Below are 23,561 nucleotides of genomic sequence, written 5' to 3'. Positions count from 1 at the left end.
CCCCAGCCCCCCCACCCCCCCCACCCCCCCCACCACCCCCCCCCCCCCTCCCAAGCCGAGCCGCGGGGGGGGGGGGGCGGGCCGGCCCCCCCCCCCCCCCCCCCCCCCCCCCCCCGGGTCCTGGGCGAGGATCGCCTGGTGCAGGGCCACCAGCTCCGGGCCGGGGTCGAGGCCCAGTTCCTCGGCCAGCCGCTCGCGCAGCTCCGCGTAGCTGGCCAGCGCCTCGCTCTGGCGGCCCGCCCGGTAGAGGGCGCGCAGGTGGACGGCTCGCAGGCGCTCCCGCAGCGGGTGGCGGGCCACCAGGTCGCCCAGCTCGCCGGCCAGCAGGCCGTGCTCGCCCAGTTCCAGGCGCGCCTCCGCGCGCAGCTCCAGCGCGGTCAGGCGCTGCTCTTCCAGCCGTACGACGGCGGCCCGGGTGAACTCCTCGTCCGCGAAGTCCGCGTACGCCGGGCCCCGCCACAGGTCCAGCGCCTCGTCCAGCAGGGCGGCCCGGGTGCGCGGGTCCCCGGTCGCCTCGGCCCGCGCCAGCAGGTCGGTGAAGCGCACGGCGTCCACGTCGGCCGGGGCGAGGTGATAGCCGGGCGCCCTGGAGATCACCAGGTCCCTGCCACCGGGTTCGGCGTCCTCCAGCGCCTTGCGCAGCTGGGAGACCCGTACCTGGAGAGCCCCTGCCGGATTGCGGGGCTGCTCGTCCCCCCACAGGTCCTCCACCAGACGGTCGGCGGAAACCGTGCGTCCCTCGTGCACGAGCAGGTCGGCGAGGAGGGCGCGGACCTTGATGCCGGGAACGGTCACGGGCTCGCCCCGGTCCGTCCACACGGCGAGCGGCCCCAGCACCCCGAAACGCATGCGAGCCACCCTATGCGCCGCCCCTGTCTTCCGAAATAGCCGTTGAAAGGGGGTGCACGGACGAGTGATCAGGAGTCGGGAAGGGGTGGGGCCTTCCGGGCGGTGCCGCGGTAGGTGTCCGGGTCGTAGCGGCGTTCACCGATGTCGAGTTTGGCGTGGGCGGCGGCGATCAGGTCGACGCCGAGGACGTCGGCCAGGCGGACCAGGTAGATGGCGACGTCGCCCAGTTCGGCGGTGATGCGGGACAGAGTGTCGGGGTCGGGGTGGCGTGACTCGTCGGGGGTGAGCCATTGGAGTTCGGCCACGAGTTCCCCTACCTCGCCCGTCAGCGCCATCGCGAGGTTCTTCGGGGTGTGGAACTGCTCCCAGTCGCGGGCCCGCGCGAACGCGCGCAGCCGCTCCGCCAGCCCGTCCAGCTCCGTCGTCATGGTTCACGACCTTACGAGCTTCCCGCCGTACAAAGCAGGGAGCGAAAGTTTCAGCAGCCTCGCTCTGAAATTTTCAGAAGGAGAGGGCGGGCCGGGGCTCTTTCTGACGCGTTTCCTCCGGGACGGGTGGCTGCTCGACCGGTTCGAGGAGGTTGAGGACGGCACCGAGCGTGGCCCCGTACACGGTGTGGCCCGCCGCCATCACGGCGGGCCGGGTGGGGAGGTCGTGGCGGATCGGCGGGAGGACGCTGAGGCGCGGCGCCCAGCCCTCGTAGCTGACCGCCCAGATCAGCAGCGCGTAGCCGACGCCGGACGCGACCCGCCGGTCCGGGCGGCGCGACAGCAGGGCGAAGGCCATGCCGGAGGCGACGCCGAAGCCGAGGTGGGCCAGGGCCGCCAGGACGCCCTCGCCGGGCTTGGGGCGCCGCTTGCTGCCCGGGAGCAGGCCGCGGACGATGTGCTTGGGCGGCTGGGCGGGCATGAGGCCGGCCTGCTGCCCGGCCAGCATGACCGCGCTCATGGTCACGGTGGCGGCGGCGCCGCTGAGGGCGCCGCGCACGAGTCGGTGCGTCATGAGGCCGCTGCTGCCCGTGCCCCCGCCGCCGAAACCCAGGTCAGGCGGGCAACGGGGTGGTGCTCTCGCGCACGACCAGCTCGGTGGCCAGCTCGACGCGGCGCGCCTCGGGCGACTCGCCGCGCCGCATGGCCAGCACGGTGCGGGTGGCGAGCGCGGCCATCTCCTGCAGCGGCTGGCGGACCGTGGTCAGCGGCGGCCAGGCGGACTTGGCCAGCGGGATGTCGTCGAAGCCGACCACGCTGAGGTCTTCGGGGACCCGCAGGCCGCGCTGGCGGGCCGCCTCCAGGACGCCGAAGGCCTGCATGTCGCTGCCCGCGAAGATGGCCGTGGGCGGCTCGTCGAGCGAGAGCAGCGCGTGGCCGTGGTCGTGGCCGGAGTCGACCATGAACGTGCCGCGGCGGATCAGCTCGGGCGCGGCGGGCACCCCGGCTGTCTCCAGCGCGGCGCGGTAGCCGTCGATGCGGGCCTGGCTGCACAGCATGTCGTTGGGGCCGCTGATCATGCCGATCCGGCGGTGGCCGAGCTCCAGCAGGTGGCGGGTGGCGGCCAGGCCGCCGTTCCAGTTGGTCGCGCCGACGGAGACGACGCCGGGGGCGGGCTCGCCCTCCGGGTCGACCACGACGAACGGCAGCGAGCGGGCGCTGAGCTGGTCCTGAATACCGGCGGAGAGCTTGGAGGCGACGATCACGACGCCGTCGGTGCGGCGGCCGGCCAGGCGTTCGAGCCAGTCGCGGCCCGGCCCGGCGTGGGTATGCAGGACGGTGATGACGACGCTGGCCCCGGCCTCGTGGGCGGCGCTCTCGGCCCCGCGCACGATCTCCATCGCCCAGGGCGATTCCAACTCGGTGAAGACGAGGTCGACGAGCCCGGCGGGGGTCTCGTCGTGACTCACGCGCCGCTGGTAGCCGTGCTTGTGCAGCAGCCGCTCGACGCGATGGCGGGTCGCCGGGGCGACTTCGGGCCGACCGTTGATCACCTTGGACACCGTGGGAATCGACACCCCGGCCTCCTCGGCAATCAGAGCGATCGTCACCCGCCTTTTCGCAGACATGATCCGGAGTTTAGTCGAAAGTTTCGGAGTAGGGATAACCGGTCGTGACCGAACCGCGATCGGCATCGCTATTGACGCTTCACAAGCGGTCTACCTATGCTCCGGACAACGAAAATATCGGGGGGTTCACGAAATTTTCCAAGGAGGGAACCCCTGTGAAACGAACCTGTGCGTTGATCGCGGCGGTCGTCCTGCTGGCCGGGTGCGGAGGCGGGCAGACCGCCACGACAGAAGCCGGCGACGAGGGCTCGCCCGGGAAGGTGACACTCGAGTTCTGGCACCTGGCGACGTCCGACCCGCTGAAGACGGTTTACGAGCAGCGGGCCAAGGAGTTCCAGGAAGCCAACCCGAACGTCACCGTCAAGATGACTGTTCTGGAGAACGAGGCATACAAGAGCAAACTGACCACACTGACCCAGTCGGGCAAGACTCCTGACGTCTTCGCCACGTGGGGCGGCGGTGTGCTGAAGCAGCAGGTCGACGCGGGGCTGATCAAGGACATCAGCTCGGACGTCGACCTGAGTGAGTTCACCACGGCCTCGATGGCCGCGTACCAGTTCGACGGCAAGACGTACGCGCTGCCGGTCGACATCGGCATGGTCGGCTTCTGGTACAACAAGAAGCACTTCGAGCAGGCGGGCATCGCCGAGCCGCCGACCACCTGGTCGGGCTACCTCGACGCGGTCAAGAAGCTGAAGGACGCCGGGATCACCCCCATCGCGCTGGCCGGCAAGGAGAAGTGGCCCGGCCACTACTACTGGGCCTACCTCGCCATGCGCATCGCGGGCCTGCCGGCTCTGCAGCAGGCGGGAGTCGACAACGACTTCACCAAGCCCGAGTTCGTCCAGGCCGGGCAGCAGCTCAAGGCGCTGGTCGACCTGGAGCCGTTCCAGCGCGGTTTCCTCGGCGCGGGCTACTCCACCCCCGACGGCCAGGCCGCCAGCGTCGCCAACGGCAAGGCCACCATGGAACTGATGGGCCAGTGGGCGCCGACCGTGCAGAACGACGCGGGCGAGGGCCTCGGCGACGACCTCGGCTTCTTCCCGTTCCCTGAGGTCGAGGGCGGCAAGGGCGCCATCACCGAGGCGTTCGGCGGTGGCGGCGGCATGGCCGTGGGCGCCGACGCGCCGCAGGAGGCCCTTGACTTCCTGAAGTTCCTCACCAACAAGGAGAACCACACCAAGGCGGTCGAGACCGGCGCCGTCCTGCCCGTGCTCAAGGGCGTCGAGGAGGCGGTCAAGGACGAGAACCTCAAGACCGTCGCCACCACGCTGGCCGGTGCCACCGGCTTCCAGCTCTACCTGGACCAGGCGTACCCGCCGGCGGTCGGCTCGGAGGTCAACGACAGCGTTGCCGAGCTGATGGCGGGCACCAAGACGCCGGAGCAGGTGGCGCAGGACATCACCGAAGTGGCCAAGAGCGAGAGCTGATGACGACCGTCACCCGCAGGCCGGAGGCGGCCACGCCTCCGGCCCGTCCCCATCGCCGCCGCAAACCCGGCGCCCGCAACAACTGGCTCACGATCACCCTGTTCGTCGCGCCCGCGCTGGCGCTCTTCCTGCTGCTGGTGGTGGCGCCCATCCTGGTCGCCATCTACGCCAGCGGCTTCAAGTGGAACGGGTTCGGCGGGCTGCCCACCGACTTCATCGGCTTCGGCAACTTCACCAAGCTGCTCTCCAGCGAGATCTTCTACACCGACATGGGGCACCTGCTGTTCCTGATCGGTACGACGCTGGTGATCCAGCTGCCGTTCGCGCTGGCCATCGCGATGCTGCTGCACCAGCGCATCCGGGGGCGGGCGCTCTACCGGCTGGTGTTCTTCGCGCCGTACGTGCTGTCCGAGGTCATCACCGGTGTGCTGTTCTCGCTGATCCTGTCGCCGGAGAACGGCATCGCCAACCAGCTCCTCAGCCCGCTCGGGCTGGACTCGGAGTGGCTGTCGCACCCGGACAGCGCGCTATGGTCGATCTTCCTGGTCATGACGTGGAAGTACTTCGGCTTCCACATGATGATCTACCTGGCCGGCCGGCAGAACATCCCGAACGAGCTGATCGAGGCCGCCAAGATCGACGGAGCCGCCGGTTGGAGGATCTTCCGGTACGTCACGCTGCCCCTGCTCGGGCCCACGATCAGGATCAGCGTGTTCCTGTCCGTCATCTACACCATCCAGCTCTTCGACCTGGTCTGGATCCTCACCGAGGGCGGGCCCGCGCACTCGTCGGAGACGCTGGCCGTCACCATGTTCGCGCTCGGCTTCGAGCGCTCCCAGGTCGGCTACGCCAGCGCGATCAGCGTGGTCATGTTCGTGCTGAGCCTCATCTTCGCCCTCGTCTACCAGCGGTTCGTCATGCGCCGTGACCTGGAGGGCGCGACCACGGCCATGGGAGGTAAACGATGAAGCGCACCACACTGCCCCTGCACGCGATCGCCTGGGTGGTCGGCGCGTTCATTCTCATCCCGGTGGTGTACGCGGTGCTCGGCGGGTTCAAGAGCACCCAGCAGCTCTCGACGAACCCGTTCGGCCTGCCCAGCCCGTGGGAGACCGGCAACTACACCGAGGTGCTGGCGACCGGCTCGTTCTGGCGGCAGGTGTGGAACAGCACGTTCATCGCCGTCGCCACGACCGTGCTGGTGGTCGGGCTGGCGGCGCTGGCCGCGTACATCTTCGCCCGCTTCGCCTTCCGGGGCAGGGAGGCGCTGTTCACGCTGTTCACGGCGGGCCTGATGTTCCCGTTCGCGGTCGCGATCCTGCCCATCTTCGTGATGCTGCGCACGCTCAACCTGCTGGACAACCCGATGGGGGTGATCCTGGTGCAGGCCGCGTTCGGCCTGCCACTGACGATCATCATCCTGCGCCAGTTCTTCCGGAGCGTCCCAGGAGAGATCGAGGAGGCGGCCACGATCGACGGCTGCTCACCGTTCGGCTTCTTCTGGCGGATCCTGCTGCCGATGGCCCGCCCGGCGATCGCCACCGTGTCGGTGCTGGCGATCGTGGGAAGCTGGAACAACTTCATGCTCCCGCTGGTCGTCTTCAGCGACGAGCTGAGCTGGACCCTCCCGCTCGGCGTACAGCAGTTCCAGGGCCAGTACAGCTCCGACACCGCGCGGATCCTCGCCTACCTCGTGCTGGCCATGCTGCCCGCACTGGGGTTCTACGCAGTTGCGGAACGCCACCTGATCGGTGGCCTCACAGCGGGAGCGATGAAAGGGTGACCATGCTGCACGTCTCCGGAGCCGAGCTCCGCACCTCCGACGACCGGCCCGTACGTTTACGCGGCGTCGGGCTCGGCGGCTGGATGAACATGGAGAACTTCATCACCGGTTATCCGGCCAACGAGGCGTCGATGCGCGCGGCGGTGCGGCAGGTGCTGGGCGAGGAGCGTGCCGAGCTCTTCTTCGACCGGCTGCTCTCCTCCTTCTTCACCGAGCAGGACGCGGCGCTGCTGGCCCGGCTGGGCATGAACTGCGTGCGCATCCCGGTCAACTACCGGCACTTCGAGTCGGACGACCGGCCCTTCGAGATCACCGAGTACGGGTTCGGCCATCTCGACCGGGTGATCGGCCTGCTCGGCGCGCACGGCATCTACAGCGTGATCGACCTGCACGCGTTGCCCGGCTCCCAGAACCAGCACTGGCACTCCGACAACCCGACCCACGTCGCCTCCTTCTGGCAGCACCGGCACTTCCAGGACCGGGTGGTGCACCTGTGGGAGGCGATCGCCGACCACTACCGGGACAACCCGTGGGTGGCCGGCTACAACCCGATCAACGAGCCGGGCGACCCGAGCGGCAAGGTCGTCGGGCCGTTCTACGACCGGCTGGTCAAGGCGGTGCGCGCGGCCGACCCCCGGCATGTGCTGTTCCTGGACGGCAACACGTACTCGACCGACTTCTCGATCTTCCGGGAGGTGTACGAGAACACCGTCTTCGTCTGTCACGACTACGCCCTCGCCGGGTTCGCCCACGGGGGTGGTTATCCCGGATACACCCAGGGCCGCTGGTGTGACCGGGACGAGCTGGAGCGCACGTTCGAGGAGCGGTCGCGGTTCCAGCGCGAGACCGGCACCCCGCTCTGGGTCGGCGAGTTCGGCCCCGTCTACACCGGGGATCCGGAGCTGGACCGGGAGCGCTACCAGATCCTCCGCGACCAGCTGGAGATCTACGACGGGCACCAGGCCGGCTGGTCGCTGTGGACGTACAAGGACGTCGGCCTGCAAGGACTGGTCTGCGCCGACGGGCCGTACCTGGAGAGGTTCGGCCCGTTCATCGAGAAGAAGAAGCGGCTCGGCGCCGACCGGTGGGGCTCGACCATGCAGGAGTCCGCCGAGGAGCTCGCACCGCTGCACGAGCTGATGGAGACCGAGTTCCCCGGCTGGGAGCCCTACCCGTGGGGCGCCCGCTACCAGGTCGACGACCTGATCCGGCACATCCTCATCGCCCAGGCGCTGCTGCCCGAGTACGCCGAGCTGTTCAGGGGCCTCGACGACTCGGAGTTGCTGGCGCTGGCCGACTCGTTCGCGCTGGAGAACTGCCGGCGCCGCGAGCCGCTGCTGGATCTGCTGGCCGCCAACCTGGGCGGGAGCGCGTCAGCGTGACGTGAGCCGGAACCGGTCGTGGTTGTCGCGCCGGTCCGGGTCAAGGAAGGTCGAGGCGACGGACACGGTCGCGCTCGGCCGGTCCGTCCGCGGGATCCGGACCGGGACGCTCACCCGTACCGGACGGCCCGGACGGACGAGCGGAAGGCTGCACCGCACTTCCCGCCCCTCTGCGGTGCAGCCTTTCGTCTTCCCCGCCCGCGAGCCGGGCGGCAGGGTGAACACGACCGGCACGTCGGCCGCCGCCATCAGCCCTTTCATGGTCACGGTGGCGGTGACCCGGCGGGTGGTGCCGGAGCCTTGGACCGACAGCGCGTCGTACACGCCCCTGGGGTCGGCCCGCCGCACCACGGCGGCGTAGCTCTCGCCGCCCAGCGGGTTGGCCACCGCGTAGCCGTGGCCGGCGTCGTTGCTGGCGCCGGAGGTCAGCACGCCGGCCAGCATGCCGCCGTCCTTGGTCAGCCAGGGGCCGCCGCTGTTGCCGCCGAACAGGTGGCAGTTGTCGGTGCGCATCCGCCCGCCGACCCCGCCGCCGGCCGCGTGGCCGGGCCAGAGCCTGGTGTGGGCCAGGCACCAGAGCTGGCGGGTGCCGTCGTACGGGCGGTCGCTGGGGTAGCCGACGCTGACGACGGTGCGGCGCCCGCCTTCGCTGCGCATCGGCGTGAACCCGCCCACCCTGTCCTGCAGCGTCGCGCTGCCCCGCTTGGCGAACTCGACCAGCCCCACGTCGTAGATGGAGTCCCAGTCGTAGGGCGACACGCCGGTGAAGCGCGCCGGCTTCCAGGCGCGCCGCGCCCCCCACACGCCGTACGGGACGCGGTCGGCCGCCTTCTCGGCCCTGGGGTTGTACGCGGGCACGAACGCGATGTTCCGCGACCAGACGCCCCGCCTGCCCCGGGACACCCCGTACAGGCAGTGCGCGGCCGTCGCCACCAGCAGCCCGCGCGCCGAGCGGACCACCGCGCCGCTGCAGGATTTGCGCCGCCCGTTCGCGTCGAGGTAGTAGAGGCGGCCGGTGGCGCGGCTGTCGAGCGACCGCCGGTACGGTTCGGGCATCCGGGCGTAGCCGTTGACGTCGGCGCCGGGCGTGAGCCGCTTGTGGCCGGGCACGCCCGCCCTGCCGCCCGCCGCCCTCGGGATGACCACGTTCTCCGGCAGGCTGCCGGCGTCGGTGTTGAACTGCTTCCTGGCCGTCCAGTAGGCGATCGCCCGCTTCGGGTCCATGGCCGGGGAGACGTCGGCCTCCGGCACCGGCGGCGGCGCGGCGGCTGCCTCCACGGGCGGCGCGACCAGCGCGGTGCTCACTGTCACCAGCGCTACCAGGGTGCTTCGGCGTGACATCGGTCCCCCTCCAGATCGAGATGGAGGACACATTAAGTCACGAACAGAGCGCGTTACGTGACCGACGCCGCTGAAGATCGGGCTACAGCCCCATCGCGTATCCCGACGTGGCGGCGTGCCCGGCCCCGTTGACGGCGCTGATCGTGACCCATGGCCGCGCCGGGTCCGGGTTCTCCGGCGTGAACGGCGCCCAGGCCGACTCCCGGCCGCCGCGCGGCTCGTGCCATTCCTGGGGCGCCTCCACCGTCACCGGCCCCGTCCCGGCCCGGTGGTAGGTGAAGCGGAGCGTGCCGCCGCGCAGGTGGTGGCCCTCGACGGTGACGCCCGCGACCCCGTTCCGCTCGGCGGGGGCGGCGTGCACGACGACCGGCTGCTGCCCGTTCGCGGCCAGCTCGTCGGCCAGTGACGGCGCCGACGGGTGGTCGCGGCAGGTCAGGAAGGGGTCCCAGCCGTACGAAATGATCTTCGTGGGGTGCGGGCCGGCCGCCGCGACCTGCCGGTCCACGCGGGCTTTGGTGGTACGGCCGCGCAACGGCAGCGGGTCGGCCCGGCCGCACTCGCCCTGGACCGGGGTGGGCTCGAACACCTCGACGTTCACCCACAGCTCCACGCCGGGCCGCACCCGCCGGGCCGCGGCGTCCACGTAGTCGCGGACGGAGCCGTAATACGCCTGCCGGTTGGTGACCGGGCCGGTGACCGGCTCCAGGCGCGGGTCCACCGGCGCGTCCGCCTCGTCGGCCCCGTGCACCGGGACCTTGCCGACCCCGCGCCCGTCCTGGATGGCGATGACCATGGGCGCGCCGGCGCGGGTGGCGGCGATCTCGTCGAACCCCCGCTCGGCCCGCTCCGGCGGGAAGCCGCGGCCACGGCGCGCGTCCCAGAACGGGCTCACCATGATCGTCTGGCCGGGCCAGGTGCGGGCCACCACCTCGTGCTGCGCCTCGTACAGGGCGATGATCGGATCGTCGTCCAGCCGATCCCGCATGGCCAGCTCGAACGACTGATAGAGGCCGCCGAGCACGCCCGAGTCCCCGTACCGCTGCCGGTAGTCGGCGACCACCCGCTCGGTGAAGGCGTTGAGCACCGGCAGGTGGGCCAGGTCGGGCAGCCAGGTCTTGACCTCCTCGCGCGGCGGCACCGGCAGGCCGGGGAAGACCCGCATGCCCTGCGCCGCCGCCTCGGCGATCATGTGGCCCAGGCCGTCGCCGTCGGCGGTGACGAGCAGCAGGTCGTACGAGGACGCCTCACACGAGTCGCCGAGCATGAGCCGGTAGTAGACGCGCCCGCCGTTCACCACCCGCCGGTCCAGGCCGGGGCAGCGCAGCAGGCCCGGCCCGAAGTGCTCGCTCGCCGTGTACGTGTAGACGCTCCGGATCTCCCGCCCGGTGGCTTCGGCGGCCTGGTAGCAGGTCAGGCCGTCCTCGACGCAGCCGGCGAAGTCCGCGGCCGACTCCCCGGTCACCCGGCCCTCGGCGTCCACGCCGGCGAGCATCAGCCGCGGGCCGAACGTGATGAGCGTGTCGGCGCCCACCCCGTGGATCGCCTCGACCAGCCGCCGGGTCAGGCACGCGTCGGCCCGCGGGATCAGCCAGTAGCCGGTGATCGGGTAGCGGGCCTTGACCTCGGTATCGCGCGGCGCGCACTCCTCGGCCGCCTCCAAGGCCCTGGCCGCCGTGCCTCCCAGCCTGCCGACCATGCTGTCCGGAATCACGGCCAGCACCACCACCGTGACGGCGACCGCCATCCGCAGGACCCGCTGCAGCACACCCGCCCCTTCGCTCCCGGCGACACCCCCACGCTATGTCGCGCAACCCGATCAGGTGGACCCCCGTGCCCCTGATTCTGCCGATTACGCACGGCGATTCCGCTCTGACGAGGATCCTGAAGACCACTGGGGAACGGGGAGCCCGGCTCCGCTCTTCCCGGACGACGGCGGGCCGGGCAGGCCGAAGGCTTGCTAACGGCGCCCAGCCCGAGGGGTTTCCCCAAAAAGGCTTTTGGGGTTTTGACTTTCGGGGAGCGATCAACAAGAGCACCTGCGATTGATCACGGAGGATGCGATGCGGATCGTATGCGCGGGGCGGAGGCGGTGGTGCACGCCGCCGCCATCCCCGACCCCACCCACAACCCGCCGCACGTGGTGTTCCAGAACAACCTGATGGCCACGTTCAACCTGGTCGAGGCGGCGGTGGCGCTCGGGGTGCGGCGCATCCGATCGCGCCGCAGGACCCGTACGCGCTGTCGAAGCACTTCGGCGAGCAGCTCATGGACGCGGCGGTGCGCCGGTCGGACCTGCGGTGCGTCTCGCTGCGGCCGAGCTGGGTGCAGCACGAGGGCAACTACGAGCGCAACCTCGGCCCGCAGCTCCGCGACCCCTACCGGCCGAACCCGGGCCTGTGGAGCTACATCGACGTGTACGACCTGGCGGACGCGATCGTGCTGGCGGTGGAGTCGGGGCTGGCCGGGCACGAGGTGTTCGGCATCGCCTCGCCGGACAACGCGGGCAACCGCGATCTGGCCGACCTGATCACGACGGTGTACGGGGACGCGATCCCGGTCAGGCCCCTGTCCAGGCCGGACGCGTCCGGGATCTGGTGCGGCAAGGCGGTGCGGATGCTGGGCTGGCGCCCGTCCCGGTCCTGGCGCGACTACCTGGACGAGGACGGGCGGGCGCGGAAGGCCGCCGCCCCGGGTGAGGGCGGCGGCCTCTGACTAGCGGCTCACTTGGTCAGCGGGCCGAACTCCGCGCGGGTGTCGATCACCTCGCCGAACACTTCCCACCGCTCGCCCTTGAACTCCATGAGCTGCATCGACTCGATGGGGAAGGCGTCGTCGGCCGAGGTCTGCATGGTCACGCCGGGCAGCAGCATGTCGACCTGGACGTTGTCGAGGTTGCGCACCGACTCCATCAGGCCCTCGCGGGTCTTGCAGGTCGCGGCGTCCATCGCCTTGTGGAAGCTGCTGGCCACGGCCCAGCCGAAGGTGAGGTACGGGATGTTGGGGTCGGAGCCGGGCGCGTACTGCGCCATCTTCTCCTTGTAGAGCTTCATCTCGGCGTCGTCTTCCCACTGCGGGTCGTTCGGGTCCTTGTAGTACGAGGAGGACACGATGCCCTGCACGTTCTCGAACCCGACGGGCTTGAGCACGGTGACGGAGGCGGCGACGTTGTTGACGATGTGCAGCGGGTTCCACTTGGTGTTCTTGACGTCGGCGGCGAGCGCCTGCGACCCGAACTTCGGGGTGGTGATGTTGAGGAACACGTCGGCGCCGGACTCGGCGAGGTTGCGCATCTGCGGGTCCACGCTCGGGTCGGTCACCTCGTAGCTCTGCTCGGCGACGACGGTGATGCCGGTGCCCTCGATGGCCTTCTTGAAGCCGCCGGACAGGTCCTCGCCGAAGTCGTCGTTCTGGTAGAGGATGGCGACCTTGGCGTCGGGCTTCTCCTTCTTGAGGTAGGCGGCGTAGACGCGGGCCTCGGAGATGTAGTTGGGCTGCCAGCCGATGGTCCACGGGTGCTCGGTGTCGGTGCCCCACTGGGATGCGCCGGTGGCGACGAACACCTGCGGAACCTTGCGCTGGTTGGCGTAGTCCCAGGTGGCGGTGGTGGAGGGGGTGCCGAGCGTCTGGAAGAGCGCGAACACCTCCTCCTGCTCGACCAGGCGGCGGGCCTCCTCGACGGCCTTGGGCGGCTGGTAGCCGTCGTCGCGGACGACGAACTCGACCTTGCGGCCGTCGATGCCGCCCTGCTCGTTGTTCACGTAGTCGAAGTAGGCCTGGATGCCCTTGGGGATGTCACCGTAGGCGGACGCCGGCCCGGACAGCGGGTAGATGCCGCCGAGCTTGAGCGTGGTGTCCGTGATGCCGGTGGTCTGCTGGCCCTGGCACTGTTCCTGGGCGGCGCCGGTCGCCACGGCCTCTCCGCCGGTCTCCCCTCTCCCCCCGCAGGCCGCCGCGGCGAGCACCAGGGTGGCCGTCACCGCCGTACGGCCGATAGCAGTCAAACGCATGGCTGTTACCCCTTCCGGAGGGTCTTCTTGAGAGCGTTCGCGGCGCGCCCCGCCAGGCCGGCCAGCCCGGCCGGGGCCACGTACATCACCGCGATGATCAGGAGGCCGAAGATGACGCCGGGCGCGGCCTTGTTGATGTCCTGCGACAGGCTGGGCACGAACATCACGAACAGCGCGCCGAGCACCGGGCCGGACAGCGACCCGAGACCGCCGACGACGATGCCCGCCAGCAGCGTGATCGAGAGCGTGAGGGGGAACGAGTCCGGCGAGACGAACCCGATCACCCAGGTGTAGACGCAGCCCGCCACCCCGGCGAACATCGCGCTCCAGGCGAACGCGAGCGTCTTATAGAACGACAGCCGCACCCCCATGACCTCGGCCGCGATCTCGTTGTCCCGGACCGCGTGCAGCGCCCGCCCGACCCGGGACCGGAGCAGGCTCGCGGCCAGCGTGAACGCGGCGAGGGCGACGGCCAGGGCGAGGAAGTACAGCCACTGGTCCTCGGCCAGCCCGCTCCACGCGGGCGGCTCCGGCTTGGCCAGCGACAGCCCCATCGAGCCGCCGGTGACCTCCTCGAACCGTTTGAGCAGCGGCACCAGGAAGACCGCGATGGCCAGGGTGACGAGCGCCAGGTAGAGGCCGCGCAGCCGCATCGCGGGCACGCCCAGCACCAGGCCGAGCGCGAACGCCACGACGGCGGCCACGGGCAGCGTCACCAGGTACGGCAGCTCCCAGTGGAACATCATGATCGCCGCACCGTACGCGCCGACCGCGAAGAACGCGCCGTGCCCGAGCGAGATCTGACCGGCGTGCCCGACCAGGACGTTCAGCCCGAGCAGCGCCACCGCGTAGATCAGCACCATGGTGAGCTGGAAGACGTGGAAGGGCACGAGCTGGAAGGGCGCGTAGACGGCGGCGGCGAGCAGCACGCCGCCCGCGATCCACCGCCAGTTGACGGCCCGCGCCCGGGAGGGCGCGGCGACCGCGCCGGTGACCTGTGTGGACTCGCTCATGCCCGCTCCACCACCGCTCGTCCGAACAGGCCCTGGGGCCGCAGCAGCAGCACGCCCAGGATGATGACCAGCGGCACGCCGACCTTGAGGTCGGAGCCGATGACGCCGACGTACGCGCCGGCCAGGGTCTCGGCGACGCCCACGATCAGCCCGCCGGCGACGGCCCCGGCGGGGCTGTCGAAACCGCCGAGCGTGGCGGCGGCGAAGGCGTAGATCAGGACGCCGCCCATCATGTTGGGCTCAAGGAACAGCAGCGGCGCGACGAGCACGCCGGACACGGCTCCGACGGTGGCGGCCAGGCCCCAGCCGAGCGCCAGCGTCAGGCCGACCCGGATGCCGACCAGCCGGGCGGAGACCGGGTTGGTGGCCACCGCGCGCATCCCGAGCCCGATCTTGGTGTGCTGGAAGAGCAGGTAGAGCAGGCCCATGACGATGCCGACGACGGCGAACACGCCGAGCGTCTGGAAGCCGACGCTCACCCCGCCGACCTCGAACGCGCCGCTGGGGAACGGGTTGGGGAAGTCCTTGATGAGGAACGACCAGATCCAGCCCGCGGCAGCGTTGACGAAGATGAACAGCCCGACGGTGACGATCACCAGGGTCAGTTCCGGGGCGCCCTCGACCGGCCGGATGATCACCCGTTCGATGAGCATGCCGCCCGCGAACGACACGACCAGCGTGAGCACGAGCGCCAGCCAGAACGGCAGGCCGGCCGCGGTGAACTGCCAGGCGATGTAGGCGGAGAACATGGCCAGCTCGCCCTGGGCGAAGTTGACGATCCCGGTGAACTGGTAGATGAGCACGAGCGCGAGGGCCAGGCTGGCGTAGATGGCGCCGGTGCTGAGCCCTTGGAGGACCTGCTGCAGGAATCCGGACATGATCAGACCCGGTATCCGAGATAGGACTGAGCGACCTGCTCGTCCTCCTGGATCTGCGCCGCCGTGCCCGACAGCACGATCCGCCCGGTTTCCAGGACGTGCGCCTGCTGGGCGATGCCCAGGGCGAGGTGGGCGTTCTGCTCGACGACGACCACGGTGGTGCGCTCCTGTTCGTTGATGGTCCGCACGATCCGGAAGAGCTCCCGGGTGACCAGCGGGGCGAGACCGAGCGACGGCTCGTCCAGCAGGAGCAGCCGGGGGCGGAGCATGAGGGCCCGGCCGAGGGCGACCATCTGCTGCTCGCCGCCGCTGAGGCTGCCCGCCGCCTGCTTGAGCCGGGGTTTGAGTGCGGGGAAGTAGCCGTAGATGCGGTCGAGGTCCTCGTCCAGGCGGTCACGGCGGGTGAAGGCGCCCAGGCGGAGGTTCTCCTCGACGGTGAGCGGCATGAACGTGCCCCGGCCCTCGGGCACGTGCGCGACGCCCATCCTGGCCAGCGCGTCGGGCGTGCGGCCGAGCAGTTCGGCGTCGCCGAGCCGGACGCCGCCGCGGCCCTTGACCATGCCGGACAGCGCCCGCAGCAGGGTCGTCTTGCCCGCCCCGTTGGGGCCGAGGATCGCGCAGATCTCGCCCTCGCCCACGGTGAAGGTGACGTCGTGCAGCACCTGGGCTCCGCCGTATCCGGCGTTCAGCCCGGTGACCACCAGCTCGCTCATACCGCCGTCCCCAGATAGGCCTCGATGACGCCCGGATCGCGCTGCACCTCGGCGGGCGGCCCTTCGGCGATCTTCTTGCCGAAGTCCAGGCAGACGATCCGGTCGCAGGTGCCCATGACGAAGCCCATGTGGTGCTCGACCACGACCACGGTCAGGTTCAGGTCCTCGCGGATCGCGCGCAGGGTGCCGGCGAACTCCTCGACCTCGGCCGAGTTGAGCCCGTTGACCGGCTCGTCCAGCAGCAGCAGCCGCGGCTTGACGGCCAGCGCCCTGGCCAGCTCCACCCGTTTGAGGGTGCCGAACGGCAGCCCGGCCGCAGGGTGATCGGCGACCTCGGTCAGGCCGAGCCGTTCCAGCACCTCCTCGGCCTCGGCGCGCAGCCGCCGTTCCTCGCCGCGCACGACCGGTAACCGCAGCGCCGCGGTGAGGAACCCGGCCTTGCCCCGGTGGTGAGCGCCGACCAGCACGTTGTCCCGTACCGACAGGCGCGGGAACAGGCCGAGGTTCTGGAACGTGCGGGCGATGCCGAGCGCGGCGATGGCGTGCGGCGGCTCCGCGAGCAGGTCCTTGTCCTCGTAGCGCACCCGCCCCGCGTCGGCCCGGCAGCGCCGGGTGAGACAGTTGAAGAGGGTGGTCTTGCCCGCGCCGTTCGGCCCGATCAGTCCCATCATCTCGCCGCTGTGCACGGAGAACCCGACGCCGTCGAGCGCCGTGATGCCGCCGAACCGGACGGTAAGATCGTCAACTTCCAGCATCCGGCCTCCTGGGGCACTGCGAGTGGAAGAATGTTCTGAAGTTGAGGTCAGCGTAGGTTCGGCCCGTCTCCGGCCGCATTGGGCACGGCGACCCAACATGTGCACGGAAGGTTGTCCACCGGACACAGCGACTGTCTCGGTGCGGTCACGAGCCGTTGACCTCACCGCGACCGGCATGGATCATCCCGGACATGTCCAGTGGTTCCGGCGGTGCCGCCGGCGCGGAAACGTTCACTGGTGCGGAGGCGGTCCGGGCGCAGCGCGCGCGGATCCTCTCCGAACTACTCTCCGATGTCGACTCCCTGGCCGCCACGGCGGTCGCCACCATGCGCGCCGAGATCCCGGCCTACGCGGCGCAGAGTGAGGCGTTCCTGGCCGACGTGCGCGACCAGGTGGTGCGCCAGTACCGCGGCAAGCTCGCCGTGCTCCTGGAGGAGCGGACGGTGCGGCCGGAGGACATCGGCTACGTCCGCCAGTCCGCGATGCGCCGGGCCCGGGCCGGGGTGGCGCTCGCCGACTACATCAACGCCTTCCGGGTGGGCCAGCAGGTGTTCTGGGATTCGGTGCTGGCCAGGGCCGGCCGCACCCAGGCCGGGCGGGAGGCGGCGCTGACGCTGGCGGCCCCGGTCATGCGCTACTGCGACGTCGCCAGCACCCACGCCGCCCACGCCTACCAGGAGTTCCAGCAGTACGCGGCGGCGGAGGCGGCGCGCGAGACCCGCGACCTGCTGGAGACGCTGCTGGCCGGGGCGGTCCCGACCCGCGGGCCGGAGCTGGCCGCCGCCCAGGCGCACGGGCTCTGCCCCGACACCCGCACCCCGCTGCTCGTGGTCGTCGCCGTCGTGCTCGACCCGTACGACATGGTGGCGCGCGGGCCGGACCGGGGCGCCGACGCCCGGCACGCGGCCTGCGCGGCCCTGGCCCGGACGTCCGCCAGGGGCGGCGGGCGCACGCTGTCGGTGGTGCGCCAGTCGGAGATCGTGGCCGTGCCGGTGCTCGGCCCGAACGGCGACGCCGAGGAGCTCTGCGACCGGCTGCAGGCGCTGAACGAGTCGCTGCGGGCCGACGGTATCGTGCTCGCGATGGGCATCAGCACGGTCGGCGGGGGCGTCGCGCAAATCCCCCGCGCCTACCAGGAGGCGCGGGCGGTGATCGACTTCCTGCCCGAGGACGGCGGGGTGGCCGCGCTGCCGCGCCTGACCCCGTTCCAGTACCTCGCGCTGTGCGCCGACGACACCGCGCGCAACCTCGTCGACCCGCGCATCACCGCGCTGCTGGACGAGGACCGGGCCCGGGGCGGCGTGCTCACCGCCACCATCCGCGCCTTCGCCGCCGCCGACCTCAACCTGCGCACGGCCGCCGAGCGGCTCCAGATCCACCCCAACACGGCCCAGTACCGGCTCCGCCGCATCCAGGAGCGCACCGGCCGCAGCCTGCGCCACATCAACGACCTCGTCGAGCTGCTGGTCGCCATCGCGCTGCAGGACTCGCTGCCTCCCACCAATCCCGAGCGGAAAAGACTGGCCGCCGCGACCAATGAGCTCCAAGCGATCTCGGACGTACGGTCGTTTCCATGAACCTCGCCGACCGGCTCCACACCTCCGCCGAGCGACTCGGCGACAGGGCGGTCATCACGCTGGACGACGCGGTGCTCACCTACCGGGGGCTTGACCTGATGTCCGCGAGGGTGGCCGCGCTGCTGCGCGGGCGCGGCATCGGCATCGGCGACCGGGTGGCGATCATGCTGCCGAACGTGCCGGAGTTCGCGGCGGTCTACTACGGGGTGCTCCGCGCGGGCGCCGTCGTGGTGCCGCTCGACCCGCTGCTGCGCAAGCGTGAGATCGCCGCGTACGTGAGCGACTGCGGGCCGCGCCTGCTGATCGCCTGGCACGCCTTCGCCGAGACCGCCGAGGCCGGGGCCGCCGGCACCGGCACCGACTGCTTCTTCGTGGTGCCCGGCGAGTTCCGCCGCCTGCTGCGCGGGCTGCCCGCCGACACCGCCGTGGTCCCCCGCGACGACGGCGACACCGCGGTCATCCACTACACCGCCGGCACCACCGGCCGGGCCAAGGGCATCGAGCTGACCCACGGCAACCTGTGCGGCACCGCCGCGACCGTGGCCCGCATGCACGCGCTCGGCGTGGACGACGTGGTGCTCGGCGCGCTGCCGCTCTTCCACTCCTTCGGCCAGACGTGCTCGCTCAACGCGACCGTCCACGCCGGGGCCCGGCTCACGCTGATGACCCGCTTCGACGCGGGCCGGGCGCTGGAACTGCTGCGCCGCGACGGGGTGACGGTCTTCCAGGGCGTGCCGACCATGTACATCGCGCTGCTGGACCATCCGGGCGCCTCCGACCTGTCGCTGCTGCGCATCTGCGTCTCCGGCGGCGCGCCGCTGCCGCTAGACGTGCTGCGCGCCTTCGAGGCGCGGTTCGGCTGCGCGATCGTCGAGGGGTACGGACTAAGCGAGACGGCCGCGGTGGCCGCCACGAACCGGGGCGGCGAGGCCCGGCGGCCCGGCTCGATCGGCTGGCCCGTACGCGGCATCGAGATGCGGGTGGTCGGCGAGGACGGCCGCCCGGTGCCGTGCGGCGAGATCGGCGAGATCGTGATCCGCGGCCCGAACGTGATGAAGGGCTACTGGAACAACCCGGACGCCACCGCCGAGGCCATCCGCGACGGCTGGTTCCACACCGGCGACCTGGGGCGGGTGGACGAGGAGGGGTTCTTCTTCCTGGTCGACCGGCGGCGCGACGTGATCCTGCGCGGCGGCCGCACGGTCTACCCGCGCGAGGTGGAGGAGGTGCTCTACGAGCATCCGGCGGTGCGGCAGGCCGCGGTCATCGGGGTGCCGCACCCCGAGCTCGGCGAGGAGATCGCCGCCGTGGTGGCGCTGCGGGAGCCGGCCGACCCGGACGAACTGCGGGCCTTCGTCAAAGAGCGGGTCGCGCCGTACAAGTATCCCCGGCACGTGTCGGTCCTGGACGAGCTGCCGGTGAGCCCGACGGGCAAGATACTCAAGCGCGCGATCACGGTGCCGTCCCCGGCGCGGTGACCGTCACGGGTCCCGCCGGGTGGCGCGCAGCCAGCGCAGGGAGCCTCGCGACAGGGCGACCAGCACGTCCGCGGCCTCCTCCAGGTCCGGGTAGCGGCCTTCCAGGTGGCCGAGCGCCAGGGCGTCGGTGGCCGCGTTCATGGCGTCGGCGATCATCTCCAGGCGGCGGCGGTCGCGCTCGTCGTCGGCGGTGTAGCCGAGCGCGGCCAGGTCGGCCGCGTGGTGCTCGCGGTAGGCCCGGGCCGTCTCCAGCGCGAAGCCGCGCAGCGGCGAGGACGGGTCGTGGCGGGCGCGCAGCAGGATCCGGAGCAGCTCCGGATGCCGGGAGACGGCCTCCAGCGGGATGCGGAAGGCGTCGCGGTGGCTCTCCAGCTCGCCCGGCGCCTCGCGGGCGCGGCGGCGGGCCTCGCGCATGTCGCGGCGCAGGCGCTCGCCGCCCTCCTCGCCGAGGGCGCGCAGCAGGTCCGGCATGTCCTTGAAGTGCACGTAGAAGCTGGACTGGGCGATGCCCGCGGCCTTGGCGACCTTGCCCGTGGTCAGGCCCGCCTCGCCTTCCTCGTCGAGGATCCGCAGCGCCGCCGCGAGCAGCCTCCGCCTGGTCAGGTCCTTGGCCTCGCGCCTGGTGAGCGGTGTCTCGGACACGGGCGCCCTTCTCTCGGGGGCTTGTGCGGAATTTCACCGATAGTACTATCGGTGAAACCGCCTTGAGGAGAGTACGGCATGGCCATCGACTTCACCCTCGCCCCCGAGCACGAGGAGATCCGCCGGCGGGTCCGCGCCTTCATCCAGGAGGTCGTCATCCCCGCGAGCGAGGAGCTGAAGGGGCTCGACCGCGACGCCTACCTGCGCGGCATCTTCGCCCTGCGCGAGAAGGCCAAGGCCGAAGGGCTGTGGCTGCCGCACATGCCGAAGAAATGGGGCGGCATGGGGCTGGGCCACGTCGAGCTGGCCATGGTGCAGTCGGAGGCGGCCAAGACCCGGCTCGGGCCGTGGGTGCTCAACTGCCAGGCCCCCGACGAGGGCAACATGCACACGCTGCTCCACTGGGGCACCGACGAACAGAAGGAGAAATACCTCCGGCCCCTCCTCGAAGGCCGCCAGATGTCCTGCTTCGCCATGACCGAGCCCGAAGTGGCCGGCTCCGACCCGACGCTCATCCGTACCCGCGCCGTCAAGGACGGCGACGAATGGGTCATCAACGGGCACAAGTGGTTCATCTCCAACGCCCGCCGGGCCGGCTTCGCCATCCTCATCGCCCGCACCGAGGACGACGTCCCCGAAGGCAGCCGGGGCGCCAACACCGCCTTCCTCATCGACCTGCCCCAGGACGGCTGGAACGACGTACGCGAAGTCGAGACCATGCACGGCTCGACCGGCCACAGCGAGATCGTCATCGAAGACCTGCGCGTCGCCGACAGCCAGATCCTCGGCGGGCGCGGCAACGGCCACCGCCTCGGCCAGTATCGCCTCGGCCCGGCCCGGCTCGCCCACTGCATGCGCTGGATCTCCCAAGCCGAGACCGCCCTCGACATGATGGTCGACCGGGCCCTCAACCGCTACAGCCACGGCTCCCTGCTCGCCGAGAAACAAGGCGTCCAATGGCTCATCGCCGACTCCGCCATGGAGCTCTACCAGTGCAAACTGATGGTCCTGCACGCCGCCTACAAAATCGACCGCGGCGAGGACTTCCGCACCGAAGTCTCGATGGCCAAACACTTCGTCGCCAACAGCCTCAACCGCATCATCGACCGCGCCATCCAGATCCACGGCGCGCTCGGCTACTCCACGGACACACCGCTCGCCCACATGTTCCAGCACGCCCGCTGGGCCCGCTTCGCCGACGGCGCCGACGAGATCCACCAGATGCGCATCGCCGAACGCACCATCGCCGCCTACCAGGCCACCGGCTCCACCAACTCGGCCACGGGCGGGCTGCCTCTGTGAGCCGGACCAGCAGAGAGATCCGCATGGACTTCACCACCGTCGACGATCAACGTCGGATCGCCGAGATCGAGAAACGCGGGCCCTCGCGCGGAGGCTGCTCAGCTGTCGCGTAATAGGTGAGAAAGCCGGCCAGCTGCGACAGTTGCGTATACGTATCGAGGAGCCTGTCGCGCAGGGTCGGCTCACGCGCGAGAAGCCTTCCGACCACAGCCCGCCGCCCGTGGACGACAGGCAGAAGGGCGGCCGGTCCGGCCGATTGTGCACACCGAGGCCGCAAGCCGGGGACGGGGTAGTTCGATTACTCTCGGTGAGGCATACTGGACTCGCCGCACCCCCGGTGGGTGTCGGAAGTGAGGCCGGGCCTCCCGATGGAATCGGGCGTCCGGCCTTTGCGCTATTCCTGCTCAATCAATGCACACGACCCGCACGCGTTCGTGCAGGCGCTGGAAGCAGGCGCTATGCCCATCGATCCACCAGGTGGTAGCACCGACCACTGCATCAGCCGCCCAGAGCAGCGGTTCCTCAGCCAGTTGACCATGATCGCCTTCGAGATGGCCCGCGACTTCCGCAAGGCCATGACCAGCAGAAGATCCAAGTGGTCCTGGCTGGGTGAGCGGCTTTCGATGACGACTTCTGTCACGCCAGCGCTTGCCAGTTCAAGGAGAAGGCGCTCCAGGCAGCGTCTACGTGCTCGCTCGGTACGGCATTCCGTGTCGTAGATGTGCACTGCCACGACAACGGCAAGGGGCAGTTGAGGGCCGGAGATAGCCGGCGTCCTCGGTCACCACGGCGACGACCGCCGACACGATGACCGCGACGACGTATCCCCCTCCAACCACGGCGGCGACCCAGCCGAACCTGTAGCGGCGCATCGGTCACTTCCTGGCGTCTCCGGACAGGGGGCCCGACCCTAGCGAAGATCAACTCCTACACTGGCGCAGTCGCCGTACGGAGGAGGCCGCGTGGGGATCATCGGGGTAGGGGTCGTGCTGACCGACGGGCAAGGGCGGATTCTGCTGGGCGAGCGGGTCAAGGACGGAGAGGAGCCGTCCTGGTGCCTGCCGGGCGGGGCAGTGGAACCAGGAGAGCGCTTCGAGGACGCGGCCGTGCGGGAACTGCGTGAGGAGACCGGCATCGGGGACGCGGGGCCGCCGCGGGTGCTGGCGGTGGTGGTCGATCATCCGGACGACGTGGTACGAGTGACCGCCGCGGTGGCCGTCACCCTGGGCGCCACCATGCCCCGGGTGACGGAGCCTCAGGTGTTCCGGTCATGGGAGTGGTTCTCACCGGATCGGCTGCCGTCACCGCTGTTCCCGGCGACCGCACACGTCCTCGGCCGGTCCCAGGCGGCGCGCTACGAAGTCGTCCACGACGGGGCATGAGATGGGGGCGCACAGAGGCACCCGCCCCGATCCGGCCAGGAGCACACCTTCATCAGGCCGGCGATACAGCGCAGATGGCGTATGTCCCGGGTCCAGGTGATGGCCGTCGGCCCCGGCCATGAGCACACCTCTAGCCGGGGACCTAACGCAGGCGGCTTATGTCCCGCCAGGTGATGGTCGTCCCCTCGCGGTGGAACACCCACGCACGGATTCGCTCTCTCCAGAAGGTGCGCTCGGGCCACCAGGTGGCGTACCGTCGGCTCCGCTCGTCCAGATCCTCGATGAACTCGTAATGACTGGCGAGCCTCGGAAGTCGCCGCGCGAACTCCTCCCTGTCGCTCCAGTCCCAGGGCTCGCCGTCACATTCCACGTAATAGGTCACGAATGGGAACTTGCTGTCGACTCCTCGCGCCCGGACGGCGTCGCCCAGATGCTCGGTGTCCTCACCGGTGACCTGCTGGTACGGATCGAAGGTCACGTACGCGAACAACTCGTACTGCGGGTACTCCTCCTCCAGCAAGGTATGAAGACGGGTCTGCGTGAACCGTCCGAGCCAGATGTCGCCCGAGGTGGAGATCCGCCGGTGTACGAAGGCCCGCGCCAGTTCGATCAGCCGCTGCACCTCCGGCAACTCGACGATCCGGTCAGGACAGTCGACGACTTTCTCGAAGGCCTCACGCCCAAGGCTGATCAGCCAGTCCACGAAATACTCGAACCCGTCGGACGACCCGAAGCCGGCGACGTAATAGCACACCGCGTACATATCCCAGGTACAGGCCCGGTTTTGGTGAATCGTGAACCAGGTGTCGTAGTCCACGATCTCTTCGGCCGACAACCCTGAGAGGTACTCCTTCAGCCACTCCACCCGCTCCCCCTTGTCGCGGGTCTCCTCGGCGGAGCGCTCTACCAGTTCCCAGAAGCCGTCGACATCCACAAACCGTGATCATCGCACGCGAAGGACTCCCTGCCCAGC

At 70.5% G+C, this 23,561-nt stretch carries 22 protein-coding genes; 9 read left to right on the top strand and 13 right to left on the bottom strand.

What is annotated here, in order from left to right; all coding sequences use genetic code 11:
• The 4 genes from AB0J42_RS34060 to AB0J42_RS34045 form a co-directional block, all read right to left on the bottom strand.
• Nucleotides 1-849 (bottom strand): AfsR/SARP family transcriptional regulator (locus AB0J42_RS34060; protein WP_364301913.1); only part of this gene is annotated, 849 nt, incomplete at its 3' end.
• 68 nt (nucleotides 850-917) lie between these two features.
• Entirely contained in the window at nucleotides 918-1,277 is a 360-nt protein-coding gene (locus tag AB0J42_RS34055) for a nucleotide pyrophosphohydrolase (protein WP_364301910.1), read from the bottom strand.
• Nucleotides 1,278-1,350: 73 nt separating this feature from the next.
• Nucleotides 1,351-1,851: a DUF6789 family protein gene (locus AB0J42_RS34050; protein WP_364301907.1), complete on the bottom strand. Its 501-nt coding sequence runs from the start codon at nucleotides 1,849-1,851 to the stop codon at nucleotides 1,351-1,353.
• Between the two features lie 40 nt (nucleotides 1,852-1,891).
• Nucleotides 1,892-2,905: a LacI family DNA-binding transcriptional regulator gene (locus AB0J42_RS34045; RefSeq protein ID WP_364301905.1), complete on the bottom strand. Its 1,014-nt coding sequence runs from the start codon at nucleotides 2,903-2,905 to the stop codon at nucleotides 1,892-1,894.
• Between the two features lie 155 nt (nucleotides 2,906-3,060).
• Here AB0J42_RS34045 and AB0J42_RS34040 point away from each other — a divergent pair, with 155 nt between their 5' ends.
• The 4 genes from AB0J42_RS34040 to AB0J42_RS34025 are packed head-to-tail and all read left to right on the top strand — an operon-like array spanning nucleotide 3,061 to nucleotide 7,500.
• Nucleotides 3,061-4,335 (top strand): extracellular solute-binding protein, encoded by a 1,275-nt coding sequence (locus tag AB0J42_RS34040; RefSeq protein ID WP_364301903.1) that lies wholly within the window; start codon nucleotides 3,061-3,063, stop codon nucleotides 4,333-4,335.
• On the top strand, nucleotides 4,335-5,303 hold the full coding sequence (locus AB0J42_RS34035) for a sugar ABC transporter permease (RefSeq protein ID WP_364301901.1): 969 nt from the start codon (nucleotides 4,335-4,337) through the stop codon (nucleotides 5,301-5,303). The genes AB0J42_RS34040 and AB0J42_RS34035 overlap by 1 nt, the downstream gene beginning before the upstream one ends.
• Nucleotides 5,300-6,118: a carbohydrate ABC transporter permease gene (locus tag AB0J42_RS34030; RefSeq protein WP_364301899.1), complete on the top strand. Its 819-nt coding sequence runs from the start codon at nucleotides 5,300-5,302 to the stop codon at nucleotides 6,116-6,118. The genes AB0J42_RS34035 and AB0J42_RS34030 overlap by 4 nt, the downstream gene beginning before the upstream one ends.
• Nucleotides 6,119-6,120: 2 nt before the next feature.
• Nucleotides 6,121-7,500 carry a cellulase family glycosylhydrolase gene (locus tag AB0J42_RS34025; protein ID WP_364301916.1) on the top strand — a complete coding sequence of 460 codons (1,380 nt, stop codon included), beginning with the start codon at nucleotides 6,121-6,123 and terminating at the stop codon, nucleotides 7,498-7,500.
• On the opposite strand, the gene AB0J42_RS34020 is transcribed toward AB0J42_RS34025, so the two are convergent.
• Together AB0J42_RS34020 and AB0J42_RS34015 are read right to left on the bottom strand one after the other, a co-directional pair.
• Nucleotides 7,492-8,841 carry a trypsin-like peptidase domain-containing protein gene (locus AB0J42_RS34020; RefSeq protein WP_364301897.1) on the bottom strand — a complete coding sequence of 450 codons (1,350 nt, stop codon included), beginning with the start codon at nucleotides 8,839-8,841 and terminating at the stop codon, nucleotides 7,492-7,494. The genes AB0J42_RS34025 and AB0J42_RS34020 overlap by 9 nt on opposite strands.
• An 82-nt stretch (nucleotides 8,842-8,923) precedes the next feature.
• Entirely contained in the window at nucleotides 8,924-10,606 is a 1,683-nt protein-coding gene (locus tag AB0J42_RS34015) for a hypothetical protein (protein ID WP_364301895.1), read from the bottom strand.
• Between the two features lie 500 nt (nucleotides 10,607-11,106).
• Between AB0J42_RS34015 and AB0J42_RS34010 the strand changes: the two genes are divergently transcribed.
• Complete coding sequence (locus AB0J42_RS34010; protein WP_364301893.1) at nucleotides 11,107-11,553, top strand: hypothetical protein; 447 nt, start codon at nucleotides 11,107-11,109, stop codon at nucleotides 11,551-11,553.
• A gap of 8 nt (nucleotides 11,554-11,561) precedes the next feature.
• Here AB0J42_RS34010 and AB0J42_RS34005 read toward each other — a convergent pair whose 3' ends face one another.
• The 5 genes from AB0J42_RS34005 to AB0J42_RS33985 are packed head-to-tail and all read right to left on the bottom strand — an operon-like array spanning nucleotide 11,562 to nucleotide 16,207.
• On the bottom strand, nucleotides 11,562-12,848 hold the full coding sequence (locus AB0J42_RS34005; RefSeq protein WP_364301891.1) for an ABC transporter substrate-binding protein: 1,287 nt from the start codon (nucleotides 12,846-12,848) through the stop codon (nucleotides 11,562-11,564).
• 5 nt (nucleotides 12,849-12,853) lie between these two features.
• Complete coding sequence (locus tag AB0J42_RS34000) at nucleotides 12,854-13,861, bottom strand: branched-chain amino acid ABC transporter permease (protein ID WP_364301889.1); 1,008 nt, start codon at nucleotides 13,859-13,861, stop codon at nucleotides 12,854-12,856.
• Nucleotides 13,858-14,739 carry a branched-chain amino acid ABC transporter permease gene (locus AB0J42_RS33995; RefSeq protein WP_364301887.1) on the bottom strand — a complete coding sequence of 294 codons (882 nt, stop codon included), beginning with the start codon at nucleotides 14,737-14,739 and terminating at the stop codon, nucleotides 13,858-13,860. Before AB0J42_RS33995 ends, AB0J42_RS34000 begins: the two co-directional genes overlap by 4 nt.
• Nucleotides 14,740-14,741: 2 nt before the next feature.
• Complete coding sequence (locus AB0J42_RS33990; protein WP_364301885.1) at nucleotides 14,742-15,452, bottom strand: ABC transporter ATP-binding protein; 711 nt, start codon at nucleotides 15,450-15,452, stop codon at nucleotides 14,742-14,744.
• Nucleotides 15,449-16,207 (bottom strand): ABC transporter ATP-binding protein, encoded by a 759-nt coding sequence (locus AB0J42_RS33985; protein ID WP_364301883.1) that lies wholly within the window; start codon nucleotides 16,205-16,207, stop codon nucleotides 15,449-15,451. Before AB0J42_RS33985 ends, AB0J42_RS33990 begins: the two co-directional genes overlap by 4 nt.
• 191 nt (nucleotides 16,208-16,398) lie before the next feature.
• On the opposite strand from AB0J42_RS33985, the gene AB0J42_RS33980 reads away from it, so the two are divergent.
• Both AB0J42_RS33980 and AB0J42_RS33975 read left to right on the top strand, forming a co-directional pair.
• The gene (locus tag AB0J42_RS33980) at nucleotides 16,399-17,784 is read left to right on the top strand and encodes a helix-turn-helix domain-containing protein (RefSeq protein ID WP_364301881.1); all 1,386 of its coding nucleotides are present in this window, start codon (nucleotides 16,399-16,401) and stop codon (nucleotides 17,782-17,784) included.
• Nucleotides 17,781-19,262 carry a long-chain fatty acid--CoA ligase gene (locus AB0J42_RS33975; RefSeq protein ID WP_364301879.1) on the top strand — a complete coding sequence of 494 codons (1,482 nt, stop codon included), beginning with the start codon at nucleotides 17,781-17,783 and terminating at the stop codon, nucleotides 19,260-19,262. The genes AB0J42_RS33980 and AB0J42_RS33975 overlap by 4 nt, the downstream gene beginning before the upstream one ends.
• A 3-nt stretch (nucleotides 19,263-19,265) precedes the next feature.
• Here AB0J42_RS33975 and AB0J42_RS33970 read toward each other — a convergent pair whose 3' ends face one another.
• Nucleotides 19,266-19,904 carry a TetR family transcriptional regulator gene (locus AB0J42_RS33970; protein WP_364301877.1) on the bottom strand — a complete coding sequence of 213 codons (639 nt, stop codon included), beginning with the start codon at nucleotides 19,902-19,904 and terminating at the stop codon, nucleotides 19,266-19,268.
• Nucleotides 19,905-19,982: 78 nt separating this feature from the next.
• Here AB0J42_RS33970 and AB0J42_RS33965 point away from each other — a divergent pair, with 78 nt between their 5' ends.
• Both AB0J42_RS33965 and AB0J42_RS33960 read left to right on the top strand, forming a co-directional pair.
• On the top strand, nucleotides 19,983-21,206 hold the full coding sequence (locus tag AB0J42_RS33965) for an acyl-CoA dehydrogenase family protein (RefSeq protein WP_364301875.1): 1,224 nt from the start codon (nucleotides 19,983-19,985) through the stop codon (nucleotides 21,204-21,206).
• Nucleotides 21,207-22,168: 962 nt separating this feature from the next.
• Complete coding sequence (locus tag AB0J42_RS33960) at nucleotides 22,169-22,588, top strand: NUDIX domain-containing protein (RefSeq protein ID WP_364301873.1); 420 nt, start codon at nucleotides 22,169-22,171, stop codon at nucleotides 22,586-22,588.
• 142 nt (nucleotides 22,589-22,730) lie between these two features.
• On the opposite strand, the gene AB0J42_RS33955 is transcribed toward AB0J42_RS33960, so the two are convergent.
• Nucleotides 22,731-23,522, bottom strand: a complete 792-nt coding sequence (locus AB0J42_RS33955) for a DUF4240 domain-containing protein (protein ID WP_364301871.1) — start codon at nucleotides 23,520-23,522, stop codon at nucleotides 22,731-22,733.
• Nucleotides 23,523-23,561 lie beyond the last annotated feature (39 nt).

It is taken from the genome of Nonomuraea sp. NPDC049649 (genome assembly GCF_040675175.1).
In the GTDB taxonomy this organism is placed as follows: Bacteria; Actinomycetota; Actinomycetes; order Streptosporangiales; family Streptosporangiaceae; genus Nonomuraea.
This window is presented reverse-complemented; position numbering and strand designations above follow the sequence as displayed.